Annotated in this window: 15 protein-coding genes; 7 read left to right on the top strand and 8 right to left on the bottom strand. The window is 72.4% G+C overall.

Annotated elements, in window-relative coordinates; genetic code table 11:
• The first annotated feature begins 6 nt into the window (after positions 1 to 6).
• The 3 genes from ACFYZL_RS04385 (at position 7) to ACFYZL_RS04375 (ending at position 1,824) form a co-directional block, all read left to right on the top strand.
• Positions 7 to 969, top strand: coding sequence for a zinc-binding dehydrogenase (locus ACFYZL_RS04385; RefSeq protein ID WP_384737089.1), 963 nt, complete (start codon positions 7 to 9; stop codon positions 967 to 969).
• An 85-nt stretch (positions 970 to 1,054) separates the two neighbouring features.
• On the top strand, positions 1,055 to 1,264 hold the full coding sequence (locus ACFYZL_RS04380; RefSeq protein WP_042818984.1) for a helix-turn-helix domain-containing protein: 210 nt from the start codon (positions 1,055 to 1,057) through the stop codon (positions 1,262 to 1,264).
• Positions 1,264 to 1,824 carry a Clp protease N-terminal domain-containing protein gene (locus tag ACFYZL_RS04375; RefSeq protein ID WP_388675804.1) on the top strand — a complete coding sequence of 187 codons (561 nt, stop codon included), beginning with the start codon at positions 1,264 to 1,266 and terminating at the stop codon, positions 1,822 to 1,824. The genes ACFYZL_RS04380 and ACFYZL_RS04375 overlap by 1 nt, the downstream gene beginning before the upstream one ends.
• 105 nt (positions 1,825 to 1,929) lie before the next feature.
• On the opposite strand, the gene ACFYZL_RS04370 is transcribed toward ACFYZL_RS04375, so the two are convergent.
• From ACFYZL_RS04370 to ACFYZL_RS04360, 3 genes are all read right to left on the bottom strand, one after another.
• Positions 1,930 to 2,850: a helix-turn-helix transcriptional regulator gene (locus ACFYZL_RS04370; protein ID WP_388675801.1), complete on the bottom strand. Its 921-nt coding sequence runs from the start codon at positions 2,848 to 2,850 to the stop codon at positions 1,930 to 1,932.
• A 1-nt stretch (position 2,851) separates the two neighbouring features.
• On the bottom strand, positions 2,852 to 3,772 hold the full coding sequence (locus ACFYZL_RS04365) for a DUF4097 domain-containing protein (protein WP_388675798.1): 921 nt from the start codon (positions 3,770 to 3,772) through the stop codon (positions 2,852 to 2,854).
• A 731-nt stretch (positions 3,773 to 4,503) separates the two neighbouring features.
• A complete protein-coding gene (locus tag ACFYZL_RS04360; protein WP_384756891.1) occupies positions 4,504 to 5,439 on the bottom strand; it encodes a LysR substrate-binding domain-containing protein in 936 nt (311 codons plus the stop codon).
• A gap of 209 nt (positions 5,440 to 5,648) precedes the next feature.
• On the opposite strand from ACFYZL_RS04360, the gene snpA reads away from it, so the two are divergent.
• The gene (gene snpA / locus ACFYZL_RS04355) at positions 5,649 to 6,305 is read left to right on the top strand and encodes a snapalysin (protein WP_384756894.1); all 657 of its coding nucleotides are present in this window, start codon (positions 5,649 to 5,651) and stop codon (positions 6,303 to 6,305) included.
• A 13-nt stretch (positions 6,306 to 6,318) separates the two neighbouring features.
• Here snpA and ACFYZL_RS04350 read toward each other — a convergent pair whose 3' ends face one another.
• The 5 genes from ACFYZL_RS04350 to ACFYZL_RS04330 all read right to left on the bottom strand — a co-directional run bounded on the left by ACFYZL_RS04350 (position 6,319) and on the right by ACFYZL_RS04330 (position 10,447).
• Positions 6,319 to 6,519, bottom strand: coding sequence for a hypothetical protein (locus tag ACFYZL_RS04350; RefSeq protein WP_384584586.1), 201 nt, complete (start codon positions 6,517 to 6,519; stop codon positions 6,319 to 6,321).
• A 36-nt stretch (positions 6,520 to 6,555) separates the two neighbouring features.
• Positions 6,556 to 7,140 carry a dihydrofolate reductase family protein gene (locus tag ACFYZL_RS04345; RefSeq protein WP_384756897.1) on the bottom strand — a complete coding sequence of 195 codons (585 nt, stop codon included), beginning with the start codon at positions 7,138 to 7,140 and terminating at the stop codon, positions 6,556 to 6,558.
• Between the two features lie 89 nt (positions 7,141 to 7,229).
• Complete coding sequence (locus ACFYZL_RS04340; protein WP_384756900.1) at positions 7,230 to 7,823, bottom strand: GNAT family N-acetyltransferase; 594 nt, start codon at positions 7,821 to 7,823, stop codon at positions 7,230 to 7,232.
• A gap of 138 nt (positions 7,824 to 7,961) precedes the next feature.
• Positions 7,962 to 9,017: a family 2 encapsulin nanocompartment cargo protein polyprenyl transferase gene (locus tag ACFYZL_RS04335; RefSeq protein ID WP_384756903.1), complete on the bottom strand. Its 1,056-nt coding sequence runs from the start codon at positions 9,015 to 9,017 to the stop codon at positions 7,962 to 7,964.
• Positions 9,018 to 9,040: 23 nt separating this feature from the next.
• The gene (locus tag ACFYZL_RS04330) at positions 9,041 to 10,447 is read right to left on the bottom strand and encodes a family 2B encapsulin nanocompartment shell protein (RefSeq protein ID WP_384756906.1); all 1,407 of its coding nucleotides are present in this window, start codon (positions 10,445 to 10,447) and stop codon (positions 9,041 to 9,043) included.
• Between the two features lie 217 nt (positions 10,448 to 10,664).
• Between ACFYZL_RS04330 and ACFYZL_RS04325 the strand changes: the two genes are divergently transcribed.
• The 3 genes from ACFYZL_RS04325 to ACFYZL_RS04315 all read left to right on the top strand — a co-directional run bounded on the left by ACFYZL_RS04325 (position 10,665) and on the right by ACFYZL_RS04315 (position 13,198).
• Complete coding sequence (locus ACFYZL_RS04325; protein ID WP_384756909.1) at positions 10,665 to 11,120, top strand: RrF2 family transcriptional regulator; 456 nt, start codon at positions 10,665 to 10,667, stop codon at positions 11,118 to 11,120.
• A 181-nt stretch (positions 11,121 to 11,301) separates the two neighbouring features.
• Positions 11,302 to 12,501 (top strand): globin domain-containing protein, encoded by a 1,200-nt coding sequence (locus tag ACFYZL_RS04320; protein ID WP_388675790.1) that lies wholly within the window; start codon positions 11,302 to 11,304, stop codon positions 12,499 to 12,501.
• Between the two features lie 106 nt (positions 12,502 to 12,607).
• The gene (locus ACFYZL_RS04315) at positions 12,608 to 13,198 is read left to right on the top strand and encodes an N-acetylmuramoyl-L-alanine amidase (RefSeq protein WP_384756914.1); all 591 of its coding nucleotides are present in this window, start codon (positions 12,608 to 12,610) and stop codon (positions 13,196 to 13,198) included.
• Positions 13,199 to 13,222: the final 24 nt, after the last annotated feature.

Here is a 13,222-nt window from a genome sequence, read left to right as displayed (position 1 = left end):
CGCGTCATGTTCGCTGCCTATGCCGCCCGAATCGACCGTGACCAGCCGCTGAACGGCCTCGAGCTGGGCGAACGCCCCGCGCCCGAGGCCCGGCCCGGCTGGGTGACCGTGAACGTCAAGGCCGCCTCCCTCAACCACCACGACCTGTGGTCGCTGCGCGGGGTCGGTCTCGGCGAGGAGAAACTCCCGATGATCCTCGGCTGCGACGCCGCCGGGATCGACCAGGACGGCAACGAGGTCGTCCTGCACTCCGTGATCGGCCAGAGCGGCCACGGAGTCGGCCCGGACGAGCCCCGTTCGATCCTGACCGAGCGCTACCAGGGCACCTTCGCCGAGCAGGTGTCCGTGCCCGCCTGGAACGTGCTGCGCAAGCCCGCCGAGCTGTCCTTCGAGGAGGCCGCCTGCCTTCCGACGGCCTGGCTGACCGCGTACCGCATGCTCTTCACCAACGCGGGCGTCCGCCCCGGGGATTCCGTCCTGGTCCAGGGCGCGGGCGGCGGGGTCGCGACCGCCGCCATCGCCCTGGGCAAGGCGGCCGGCCTGCGGGTCTACGCCACCAGCCGCGACGAGGCCAAGCGCAAGCGGGCCGTGGAACTGGGGGCGGCGGACGCCTTCGAGCCGGGCGCCCGCCTCCCGCACCGCGTCGACGCGGTGATCGAGACGGTCGGCGCGGCGACCTGGTCCCACTCGGTGAAGTCCCTGCGCCCCGGCGGCACCCTGGTCATCTCCGGCGCCACGAGCGGAGACCGCCCGGCGCACGCCGAGCTGACCCGGATCTTCTTCCTGGAGCTGAAGGTCGTCGGCTCGACGATGGGCTCGAAGGACGAGCTGGAGGACCTGCTGTCGTTCTGCGCCACGACGGGCCTGCGGCCGGTCATCGACGAGGTCCTGCCGCTGGACCGGGCTCGCGAGGGCTTCGAGAAGGTCGCGTCGGGCGATCTCTTCGGCAAGGTGGTCCTGACGCCCTGAAGCCCTGAAGCCCTGAAGCCCGCCGCCCGGTCATGCGCGTCAACCGGGGTTGACGACCCTCCCGCGTCAACCTACATTGACACACATGACGGAAGCTACCGATCTCGCCGAACGGGCCGGTGACCGTGACCCGCGCGTGGGCCTGCGTGCCGTGGCCGCCCTCCGCAGACTGCTGGAGCAGTTGGAGGCCGTACAGGTACGCAGCGCCCGCGCGCAGGGGTGGTCCTGGCAGGAGATCGCGGCCGAGCTGGGCGTGAGCCGGCAGGCCGTGCACAAGAAGCACGGGAGGCTTTGATGTTCGAGCGATTCACGAGTGAGGCCCGGTCCACCGTGAAGGGCGCGGTGGACGAGGCCCGGCAGGCGGGCGCCGCCACGGTCACCGAGGAACACCTGCTCCTCTCCCTGCTGGCCTTGGGCGCCCTGGACCCCCTGGGCGTCGACCGGGCCGCGGTGACCGCGGACCTCGCCGCGGCCCGCCGCCGGGGCGGCATGTCCAGGGCGGACGAGGAGGCCCTGGCGGACCTGGGCATCGACCTCGCCGAAATCATCTCCCGCGTGGAGGAGACCCACGGCGAGGGAGCCCTGTCCTCCCCCGCGCCGCGCAAGCGCACCCTGGGCTCCTCGCTCCGCTCGGCCCTGGGCCGCCCGGAACCGGAGGCCCGTCACGTCCCCTTCACGCAGGGCGCGAAGAAGGCCCTGGAACAGTCCCTGCGCATCGCGCTGGGCCGCAAGGACCGCCACATCGGCACCCTGCACCTGCTCCTGGCCCTCCTCTCCCGCCCCGGCACCCCTTCCGAGGTCCTGACGGACCACGGGGTCACGTACACGACGGCGGAATCGACGTTGGCGGCCTGAGGGGTCCACGGGGCGAATCGGACCGCTCGGGGCCCCACCCGGCCCCGCCGGCGTTTGAGGCGCGGGGTCCGGGGCGGAGCCCCGGCGGCGGCGCCGCGGCCGGGCCTACGCCTTGCCGCGGAAGGTCGCCGACAGCCGGGCCGCCGCCGCCGCGAGGTCGGCCCGGGCCTCGGCCACCCGTGCCGCCGTCACCCCGTGGTCGCGCGCCGCATCGCGGACCTCGTCGCGGAAGCGGTCCAGCAGCCGGTCCAGGTCGCGGGCCGGGTCCCCGGACGGGACCAGGTCCTCGGCCCAGTCCGCCGCCGCGGTGGTGGCGGCGGCCCCGGCAGGCGCAGTCGACGTACCGCCACCGGCGCCACCGCCACTGCCACTGCCACTGCCACCGCCCAGCCACGCACCGGCCAGATTCCCCAGCACGCCACCCGACTTGGCGAGCTGCTCCTGCAGCTGCCCCGCGATCCGCTGGACCTCCTCACGGGCCCGCTCCTGCGCCTCCTTGGCCTGGCGGCGTGCCGCCTGCGCCTCCTCGCGGGCCCGGCGGCTCTCGTCCTTCGCCCGGCGCGCCTGTTCCTTCCACTCCGCGCGCGCCTTGCTCATCTCCTCCTTGATCGTCTGCCAGGACTCGTCGTCGACCCGGGTCGCCGAGGCGGACGCCGCGGCCCTCATCTCGCGCCGCAGGTCACCCGCCGCCCCCCGGACGTCGTCGCGGATCTCCGCGGCCAGTTCCGTCACGGAGTCGCGGATCTCCAGCTCCAGATCGGCGAGTTCGCCGGAGCGGTCGGCCAGTTCGGCGCGGCCCGCCTCGGTGATGGAGTACACCTTGCGCCCGCCCTCGGTGGCGTACGTGACCAGGCCTTCGGCCTCCAGTTTGGCCAGGCGCGGGTACACCGTGCCCGCGGAGGGGGCGTAGAGGCCCTGGAAGCGTTCCTCCAGGAGGCGGATCACCTCGTATCCGTGGCGGGGCGCCTCGTCCAGGAGCTTGAGGAGGTAGAGGCGGAGGCGGCCGTGGGCGAAGACGGGCGGCATGTCAGAGCACCTTCTTGTCGAGCGCGAGGGGGGTTTCCGCGGTGTCGGCGGCCGGGCGGCGCAGCAGCGCGATCCCACCGGAGACGGTGGTGGCCCGCAGCGTGCCGGTACCGGCGCCGAGCGTGCCGGTGATCCGCTTGGAGCCGAGGTGGCCGGAGACCCGCAGGTCCTCGAAGGCGTTGGAGACGCCGCCGGTGGCGGTGTTGGCCTCGATGCGCGCGTCGGCGGGGTGCGGGAGGCGGATCGCGACCTGGCCGGAGACCGAGTTGAGGGCGATGTCCACGGGCCGGGCCGCGACCGGGTCGAGGTCCAGGTCGATGAGCATGTCACCGCTGACCGAGTCGGCCCGTACGTTCGTCGCCGTTCCGTCGACCACGGTGAGACCGCCGGAGACCGAGTGGAACCCCAGCTCGCCGGTGACGGACTGGGCCTCGACGCTGCCGGAGACGGTGTGCGCCTTGACCTGGCCGGAGAGAGCCACGAGGGTGGCGTCGCCGGACACCCCGTTGACGTCGGTGCCGCCGGAGATCCCGGACACGAACGTGGTCGCGTCGACCACGCCGACGCGTACGTGCGTCGCGGCGGGGACCATGAGGGTGACCGCGGCGCTGCGCTCCCAGGCCTTGCGGCCGTTGGCGAACTTGCCGGCCCACGCCTTCCACGGCTTGGTGTCGAACCACTCCTTGAAGCCGTGGGAGCCGTTCCAGGGCAGGTCCTCGTAGGAGACGGTGAGGGTGCCGTCCTCCTGCACCACGTACAGCGGCGGCCCGTCGACCTCGGCGATCTCCAGGCGGGCGGGGCCTTCCTCGGTCGCGACGACGTTGACCGTACCGCTCACGAGCCGGACGCGGAGCTCGGTCACCGGCTCCTCGAAGGTGAGCTTCTGCGGTTCGGCGACCGACCACGTCTTCTGCTCTGCCATGGTGCTGATCCTTTCTCGGTGCGTGCGGGGGCCGGACTCTTTGCGACGCTCGCAACATATCGCGTCTTCTGATGAACACGATATATCGCGGTTGCGCGAAGTCAAGGGAATGCGATGACGGGCTCCGCGGGGGGGCGCGCGGGGGGGCGGTCTCGCGGGGGCGCGGGCAGGCCCAGCGCGCCCGGCGGCACGGGCGGGCCCGAGGCCGTGGGCCGGCGGGCGCGGCACGGGCGGGGCCGAGGCCGTGGGCCGGCGGGCCGGGCTGGAGTGGCCGGTGCAGTGGCGCGGGGCGGGGTGAGGGGTTACGGGTGCCGCTGCGCGGAGCCTCTCCCCGCCCCGCCCTTCCACCGTTCCCCGGGCTCCGCCCGGACCCTCCCCCGGCTACCGCCGGGAGGTGCCCCTGCCTCAAACGCCGGCGGGGCTGGATTCGCCTCCGGCGGCTCCTCAAACGCCGGAGGGGCTGAAGTTGCCCTGCGGGCAATCCAGCCGCGCCGGGCGGACGGCAGGAGCGAAATCCAGCCCCGCCGGCGTTTGAGGCGCGGGGTCTGGGGCGGAGCCCCAGGTCTTTGAGCCGCGCCGCGCTTCAGGCGCGGTGGCCGAGGGGCGGAGCCCCGGGCATTCGGGGCGGGAGCCGGGGCGGAGGCCCGGAGGCGGGGCTGGGGCGGAGGCCCAGGGGCGGGGCCCGGGCGGAGGCTCGGGGGTGGGGTCGGGGCGGAGGCCCGGGGGTGGGGTCAGGCCGCTTCCAGGAGGGGGCTTGCGTGGTGGTGGAGCCAGGCACGGTACGGCGCGGCGCGCAGGGCCGCTTCGCGGTACGCGGCGCGGAGGTCCTCGAAGACCTCCGCATGCGCCCCGGGCCGCGTGGCCAACAGCAGCCGCACCGCCAGCGGATCCCCGCACAACGGCCGGATGGCCATGTCGTCCCGCGGCCCGGACGTCGGCTGGCACGGCGCCACCGCCTCGCCGGAGACGATCAGCGAGGTCGCCGTGTGGTAGTCCGCGTGCAGTACCGGCGGGTCGAGCCCGGCCCCCGCGAACACCCGCCGCAGGCCGTCCCATTCGCCGTCCACCGAGGGGTCCACCGTCCATCGGTCCCGCGCGAGGTCCCGTAACGCCACCACCGGCGAGCTCGCGGCCGGATGGTCCTTGGCCATCGACACGAACTGCGGCTCCCGCTCCATCAGCACCCGCAGCTCCAGCCCCGCCGGCACCGTCAGCGGGCTGCCCTCCACCTCGTGCACGAACGCCACGTCCAGCTGCCCGGAAGCCACCATCCGCAGCAGCGCGTTGGCGGATACGTCCACCACGAGGGAGGTCTCGGTGTCCGGCAGCCGCCGGTGCAGCCGGCGCAGCCACCCCGGCAGGGCGCGGCTGGCCGTGGAGCCGATGCTCAGCCGCGGCCCGCGGGCCTGCGCCCGCGCCTCCGCGACGAGCGCGGCCATGTCGGCGAGCAGCGGTCGGGCCCGGCCGAGGACCGCGTGCCCGAAGGGGGTGGGCCGGCAGCCGGTGCGCTCGCGCAGGAACAGGTCGCCCTCCAGGGCCCGTTCGATGCGGCGCAGCTGAGTCGTCAGGGCGGGCTGGCTCACGCCGAGCTGCCGGGCGGCCTTGTGCAGACTGCCGGCGTCGGCGATGGCGCACAGCGCCCGCAGGTGCCTGACCTCAAGCTCCATGCCCAGAGGGTAGGCCGGGCCGGGCGAACCGCACCACCGTCAACGGGCCCCCGAATCCCGCCATTCTCATGGAGGTCGGCCTTCCGAAACCTCCCCGATAAGGCCGCGTTATCGGCGGCTGACATCATCCGCCGTCCGCTTTCGCTCCCGCAGACTCCGGTACCGAACGACCACCCCCCACCGCACCGGACGAGTAGGAGCTCCCCCACATGCGCCACTCCCGTAAGGCCGCGCTGGCCGGAACCATCGGCCTCGGTCTCGCCGCCGCCCTCGGCGGAATCGCCCCGACCGCCAGCGCCGCGCCCGCCGCCGGCAATGCCTCGACGTACTCCGCGTACGCGAACTCCACGGAGAACGAGGCCGCCAACCGCGCCTTCTTCGAGGCCGTGCAGCGTTCGGTCGCCGAGCAGCGCGCCGCGAACCCCGGCGTGCTGGCCGTGACCGTCACGTACAACACCCGCAGCGCGCCGAGCTTCCGTACGCAGATAGCCCGCTCCACCCAGATATGGAACAGCTCGGTGTCCAACGTCAAGCTGCAGGAGGTGTCCTCGGGCGGGAACTTCTCGTACCGCGAGGGCAATGACTCCCGCGGCTCGTACGCGAGCACGGACGGGCACGGCCGGGGCTACATCTTCCTGGACTACCGGCAGAACCAGCAGTACGACTCCACCCGGGTGACCGCGCACGAGACCGGTCACGTGCTCGGCCTGCCGGACCACTACTCGGGCCCGTGCAGCGAGCTGATGTCGGGCGGCGGCCCGGGCACGTCGTGCACGAACCCCTACCCGAACAGCACCGAGCGGTCGCGCGTGAACCAGCTGTGGGCCAATGGCCTGGTCGCCTCCGGCCTGGGGTCGAAGGGCTGATCCGCGCCCCCCGCTAACCCTCCGCGGCGGCGTACTCCGGGCACTCCGGGTTCCGACAGGGGCCCGGGGTCCAGTACGGGATGAAGATCCCCAGTGACTTGCGCCGTCTGAGCACCGTGTCGACGGGGCTCCCGCACGTCGGGCACGTCTGCTGCTCGTGCCCGGCGTGCGGGGCGATCGTCTCGTGCGGGCGCCACTGCTGTTCACCGGCCATACCTCTACGGTAGGCCGGTTTTCCGCTTTTGCCCGGTCAGCGCTTGACGGCGTACGAGGTGATGACCTGGCCGCCGCCGAGGGCGGTGCAGCCGGTGAGCTCCAGCGGGCGCACCCCGAATCCGGCGCGGGACATCGGCATGCCGGTCCCCACGAACACCGGGTACGTCTTGACGATGTACTCGTCGATCTCGTCCACCAGCTGGGCCGCGAGGTCGGCGCCGCCGCAGAGCCAGATGTCCAGGCCGTCCTGCGCCTTGAGCTCGCGGACCTTGGCGACGAGGTCGCCGCTGATCAGCCGCACCTGCGGGTCCGGCGCCTCCACCAGGGAGCGCGAGACGACGTACTGCTCGCGCATGTGGCCGTAGGGGTTGGGCATGCCGACCTTGAGGCCCGGCTCGTACGTGTTCCGCCCCATGATCACCGTGTCGAAGCGCTTGGACGCGGCGTCCGCGATCCCGAGCTGCTCGCGCCCGCCGGCGGAGATGGTCTCCGGGTACTCGACCTTCAGGTGGTCGACGAACTCGGGGTCGACGAACGCGTAGATGAAATCGGCATCGCCGTCCGGGGCTCCGATGAAGCCGTCGACGGTGGTGGCGATGAAGTACGTGAGCTTGCGCAAGCGAATCTCTTCCGTTCGGCAGTGCCACCGCACCGGGGCACGTCGAGTAAAGTACTTCAGCCGTAGTGGTTACGCAAGCACCTATCCGTCTAGGCCCGCGGCTTGCGCCACATCGGCCACATCAGCGGCCCGTCCGGCAGTCGGACCGCCTCCCCCGTGAACTCCCACCCGAGCCGCTCGTAGAGCGCCTTGCTGCGCTCGCTGCTCGCCTCCAGGTACGCCGGCACGCCCTCGCGGTCGCAGCGCTCCAGCACCGGGCGCATCAGCGCGCTGCCCAGCCCCTCTCCCTGCCGGCCGGGGGCGACGGCGATCATCAGCAGGTACTCGTGCTCCTCCGCCGTGGGGTGCACCGCGCCGGTCAGTCGGCCGACCAGCTCGCAGCGCTCGTTGTCCGGGTCGGCGACGGCGCGCATCTTCGCCGGGATCTCGTCCTCGCCCTCCGGCTCCCCCGCCGGGATCCGCAGCCACAGCGCCGCCGCCGAGCCGTCCGCGGCGTAGTCGATGCGGCCCTCGGCGAGCGCCACGTCCACGAAGACCCCGAGGAACTTTCCGTGCACCGCGGCCATGTGGGCGGGCTCCGGGAAGACCCAGCTGCTCACCGGGTCGGTGCGGAAGGCCTCGTCGAGCAGCCGCGCCACCGCGTCCCGGTCCGACCGATCCGCCTGACGTATCTCCAGTACCACTGGGCAAACCCTTCGCTCGAGTCCCAACGTCCTTGAGGGATCCTAGAGTTGGCCCCGGCATGCGGAAAGGCCTGTTCCGGCGCCGTACGGTGCCGGAACAGGCCTTGCCCCTCCCGCTCGCCACGTGTTCACACGTGTTCACCTCGTGCGGCGCGTGACGAACTCCGCCAGCGCCAGCAGCCCGCCCGCCGCCCCCAGGTCCGCGACCGCCCGGGACAGCTGCTGCACCGCCCGGCCCATCCGGTCCGCGGCGTGGGCCTGCGCCCAGTCGCGCCCGCCGGCCCGCTCCACCGCGTCGGCGGCCCTGCGTACGTCCTCCCCGGTCATGGGACCCGCGTACAGGGCGGCCAGCTCCTCGCCCGCCGAGGTGCCCGAGTTGAGGGCGGCGACGACCGGCAGGGACTTCTTGCGGGCGATCAGATCCGCCCCGGCGGGCTTGCCGGTGTGTCCCGGATCCCCCCAGATGCCGATCAGGTCGTCGATCAGCTGGAAGGCCAGCCCGGCCTCCCGGCCGAAGGCGTCCATCGCCTCGACCTCCTCCGACCCGGCACCGGCGTACAGCGCGCCCAGCGCGCAGGCGCAGCCGAGCAGCGCCCCGGTCTTGGCGGTGGCCATGGTGAGGCACTCGTCGAGCGAGACGTGCGGGCGCTGTTCGAAGGCGCAGTCCGCCTGCTGGCCCCCGCACAACTCGATGACGCAGGCCGTGAGCCGGGCCGCGGCCTCCGCCGAGGCCGGGTGCGGGTCCTCGGCGAGCAGCCGCAGCGCGAGCGCCATCATGGCGTCGCCCGTGATGATCGCGTCGGGAATCCCGAAGACGGTCCAGGCCGTGGACCGGCCGCGCCGCTGGACGTCGCGGTCGATGACGTCGTCGTGCAGCAGCGTGAAGTTGTGCGCCAGCTCCACGGCGACCGCCGCCGCCCGTACCGCGTCCTCCACCTCCCCGCCCGGCCCCCGCAGGGCCTGGGCGGCGGCCAGGACCAGGGCCGGCCGGATGGCCTTCCCCGTGCTGCCCGCGGCGGGCGTGCCGTCCGCGTGCTCCCAGCCGAAGTGGTACATCGCGACCCGCCGCATGGAACCGGGCAGGCTCTCGACCGCCCGGCGCAGCTGCGGGTTGACCGTTTCCCTCGTCCGCTCCAGCAGGGCGGCGGCCTCCTGGCCCTCGCCCGCGGTCAGGGCGGCGCTCAAGGCGTTCACGGTGCTCCCCGTGCTCGGCGCGCTCAGCGCCAGCGGCCGATCTCGACGTTCTCCAGTACGCCGATCGCGTCCGGCACCAGCACCGCGGCGGAGAAGTAGGCGGTGACCAGGTACGAGATGATCGCCTGGTCGCTGATCCCCATGAAGCGGACCGACAGGCTCGGCTCGATCTCGTCGGGGATGCCGGGCTGGTGCAGGCCGATCACGCCCTGCTCCTCCTCGCCGGTGCGCATGCAGAGGATGGAGGTGGTGCGGGCGTCACTGATCGGGATCTTGCTGCTCGGGAAGATGGGCACCCCGCGCCAGGACGGCACGCGGTGGCCGTCGACCTCCACCGATTCCGGGTAGAGCCCGCGCTTGTTGCACTCGCGGCCGAAGGCGGCGATCGCCTTGGGGTGCGCGAGGAACATCTTGGAGCCGCGCCGCATGCTGAGCAGCTGGTCCATGTCGTCGGGGCTGGGCGCGCCGTCGTGGGGCTGGATGCGCTGGTCGTAGTCGGCGTTGTGGAGCAGGCCGAAGTCGGTGTTGTTGAGCATCTCGTGCTCCTGGCGCTCGCGCAGCGCCTCGACCGTGAGCCGCAACTGCTGCTCGGTCTGGTTCATCGGCTGGTTGTAGAGGTCGGCGACGCGCGTGTGCACCCGCAGGACCGTCTGCGCGATGGAGAGTTCGTACTCGCGCGGGTGGGCCTCGTAGTCGACGAAGGTCCCGGGGAGCACGGCCTCGCCCTGGTGGCCGGCGGAGAGGTCGATGGCGGCCTCGCCGTACTTGTTGGTGCGCTGCGCGGGCAGGGTCCGTACGCGCTCCACGTGCGCGCGCAGGGAGTCGACGCGGTCGGCGAGCAACTGGAAGTCCTGGCGGGTCAGGACCAGGGCGGTGCCGGAGGTGGCGGCGCGGGCGGTGTACTCCCAAATCGATTCTTCGTCGACGAGCGAGTCCTCGCCGAAGAAGGCGCCGTCGGCGACGGTCTGCAGGACGGCGTCGTCACCGTAGGGGCCGGGGCCGACGTGGTCGATGCGGCCGTGGGCGAGGAGGAACACCTGGTCCGAAGGGCTGCCGAAGGAGGTCAGCTCCTGGCCGGGCTCGAAGTCGATCTGGCGGCAGCGCTGGGCGAGTTCGGTGAGCACCGCCTCGTCCTCGTAGTCGCGCAGGAGGGGGAGTTCGCCGAGCTCGGCGGGGATGACCTGGACCTGGGTGCCGGTTTTGATGAACTCGACGATGCCGTTGCCGACGGAGTAGCTGAGCCGGCGGTTGACGCGGTAGGTGCCGCCCTGCACCGAGACCCACGGGAGCATCTTCAGGAGCCACCGCGAGGTGATTTCCTGCATCTGCGGCGCGGACTTGGTCGTGGTTGCCAAGTTCCGTGCGGCCGAAGTCCCGAGACTGCGCTGCGGCGTCTGGGTCTCGGATTCGGAACCTGCCTGGACCGACATGAATTTTCCCCTTCGATCACTCCATGGATCTGCGGGGTGCAGCCTTTCAGCACGTAGCGCGATGAGACCATTACACAAAAGGGTGGGACTACTCCGTACGGGTGCTGGGCACCCTCTCGGGTCCACCCCCTCCCCCACGCGCCTCCCGCGCCCCTCGGACCCCGCCACTTTCGGCCATTAATTTGCATCAAGGATGCAAGTTTTCTACGGTCGACCCATGAGGCTGACCCGATTCACCGACCTGGCGCTGCGCATCCTGATGCGCCTGGCCGTCGCGGAGACGGACCTGCCGACCACGCGCGACGTCGCGGCGACCATGCGGGTCCCGTACACGCACACTGCCAAAGTGGTCGCCAGGCTGCAGCATCTCGGCCTGGTCGAGGCCCGTCGCGGCCGCGGCGGCGGGCTCGCCCTGACCACCGCCGGGCGGGCCGCCTCGGTGGGCGGGGTGGTCCGCGAACTGGAGGGGCCGGGCGACGTCGTGGACTGCGACGGCACCGTCCCCTGCCCGCTGCGCTCGGCCTGCATCCTGCGCGGCGCGCTGCGCCGGGCACAGGAGGCCTTCTTCGCCGAGCTGGACCCGCTGACGGTGAACGACCTGGTCGCGACCCCGACGGGGCCGCTGCTGCTGGGCATTTCGGGCGGCCCTCCGCCAGGGGCCGAAAGCCCCTGACGATCCGGGCCGGATGGCCGGTTTCCGCCCACCTTCGACCTGCCCGGGCTCAGGCTGACGGCAGGCTCGAACGGAGGTCCGCACCGCGGCGGACCTTTTTTCGGCCTCAAAATACGCATCTCAGATGCCAATTAAATGACCCATCCGCACCGCCGCACCACGCACACGCGAGGAGTCCCACATGCTTTCCGAGAAGTCGACGGCGACCGTACGAGCCACCCTGCCCGCCGTCGGAGCCGCCATCGGCGAGATCACGGGGCTCTTCTACACGAAGCTCTTCGCGGCCCACCCGGAGCTGATCCGCGACCTCTTCAACCGGGGCAACCAGAACGCAGGCCTCCAGAAGCAGGCCCTCGCCGGCTCCATCGCGGCCTTCGCCACGCACCTCGTCGAGCACCCCGACACCCGCCCCGACGTGATGCTGGGCCGCATCGCCCACAAGCACGCCTCGCTCGGCGTCACCCGCGAGCAGTACGCGGTCGTCCACCGGCACCTGTTCGAGGCCATCGTCGAGGTGCTCGGCGAGGCCGTCACCCCCGAGGTCGCCGCCGCCTGGGACGAGGTCTACTGGCTGATGGCGAACGCCCTCATCGCCATCGAGGAGCGCCTCTACGCCGAGCGGCAGGTACTGGCCGGCGACGTCTGGCGCGAGTGGACGGTGACCGAGCGCATCGAGGAGACCGCGGACTGCGCCACCTTCCGGCTCGCCCCGGCGGACGGCGCCCCCGCCCCCGCACACCTGCCCGGCCAGTACGTCTCCGTCCAGGTCGAACTCCCGGACGGCGCCCGCCAGATCCGCCAGTACAGCCTCTCCACCTCCCCCGGCTCCCCGGTCCGCGCCATCACCGTCAAGCGGGTGCACGGCCCGGCCGCCTCGGGTCCCGACGGCGAGGTCTCGGGACACCTGCACGCCCACGTCCGGGCCGGCGACACCCTGCGCGTCTCGGTGCCCTACGGCGACCTGACGCTGCGGGACTCCGCCGCGCCGGTCCTGCTCGCCTCCGCGGGGATCGGCTGCACCCCGATGCTCTCGATGCTGGAGCACCTGGCCGACACCGCGCACCCGGCCCCGGTCACCGTGCTGCACGCCGACCGCTCCCCCGCCGACCACCCGCTGCGCGGCGACCACCGGGCCCTGACCCACAAGCTCGCGGACGCCTCCGCCCACTTCTGGTACGAGGAATCGGCCGAGCCCGGGCACCGCACCGGCCTCATGGACCTCGACCCCGTCCCCGTCGCCCCCGGCACCCAGGCCTACCTCTGCGGCCCGCTCCCCTTCATGCGGGCGGTGCGCGAGCAGTTGCTCGCCAAGGGCGTGGCCGCCGCGGACATCCACTACGAGGTCTTCGGGCCCGACATGTGGCTGGCTTCCGTCCGATAAGTGGCCGGATTCCGCCCTAGCGGCGGAAGGGCTGCCTCCGCTAAACCGTAGCGTGACCATCCGGACACACACGGTGTCCGATTGCACCGCAACGAAGGAGGCGGCCATGGCCGCACCCATGTCCGCGGACCGGTTCATCAACGCACTGAGGCACGAAGGGCTGACCGTCGTCGAGGTCGGCGCCTGGCGCACCCACAACCGCAACCACAAGGGCCCCTGGGGCCCGGTGAACGGTGTGATGATCCACCACACCGTCACCCACGGCACCGCCTACACCGTCCGGCTGTGCCGCGAGGGAGACGAGGACCTCCCCGGCCCCCTCTGCCACGGCGTGATCACCAAGGACGGCCGCGTCCACCTGGTCGGCTACGGCCGGGCCAACCACGCGGGCGCCGGGGACTCCGACGTCCTGGCGGCCGTCATCGCGGAGAAGCGCCTCCCGCCCGACAACGAGGCGGACACCGACGGAAACCGCCACTTCTACGGCTTCGAATGCGAGAACCTCGGCGACGGCAAGGACCCGTGGCCGGCGGTCCAACTGGACGCCATCGCCCGCGCGGCGGCGGCGGTCTGCCGGGTCCACGGCTGGACGTCCCGCTCGGTCATCGGCCACCTGGAATGGCAACCGGGCAAGATCGACCCGAAGGGCTTCACGATGGCCTCCATGCGCGACCGCATCGCGGAACGCCTGAAGTGACCCGGACTGCGCTCCGCCCCGGAC

Origin of the sequence: Streptomyces sp. NPDC001717, assembly GCF_042892775.1 — a bacterium.
GTDB lineage: Bacteria > Actinomycetota > Actinomycetes > Streptomycetales > Streptomycetaceae > Streptomyces.
Note: the sequence above shows the minus strand (reverse complement) of the source record. Positions and strands in the feature narration are given on the sequence as shown.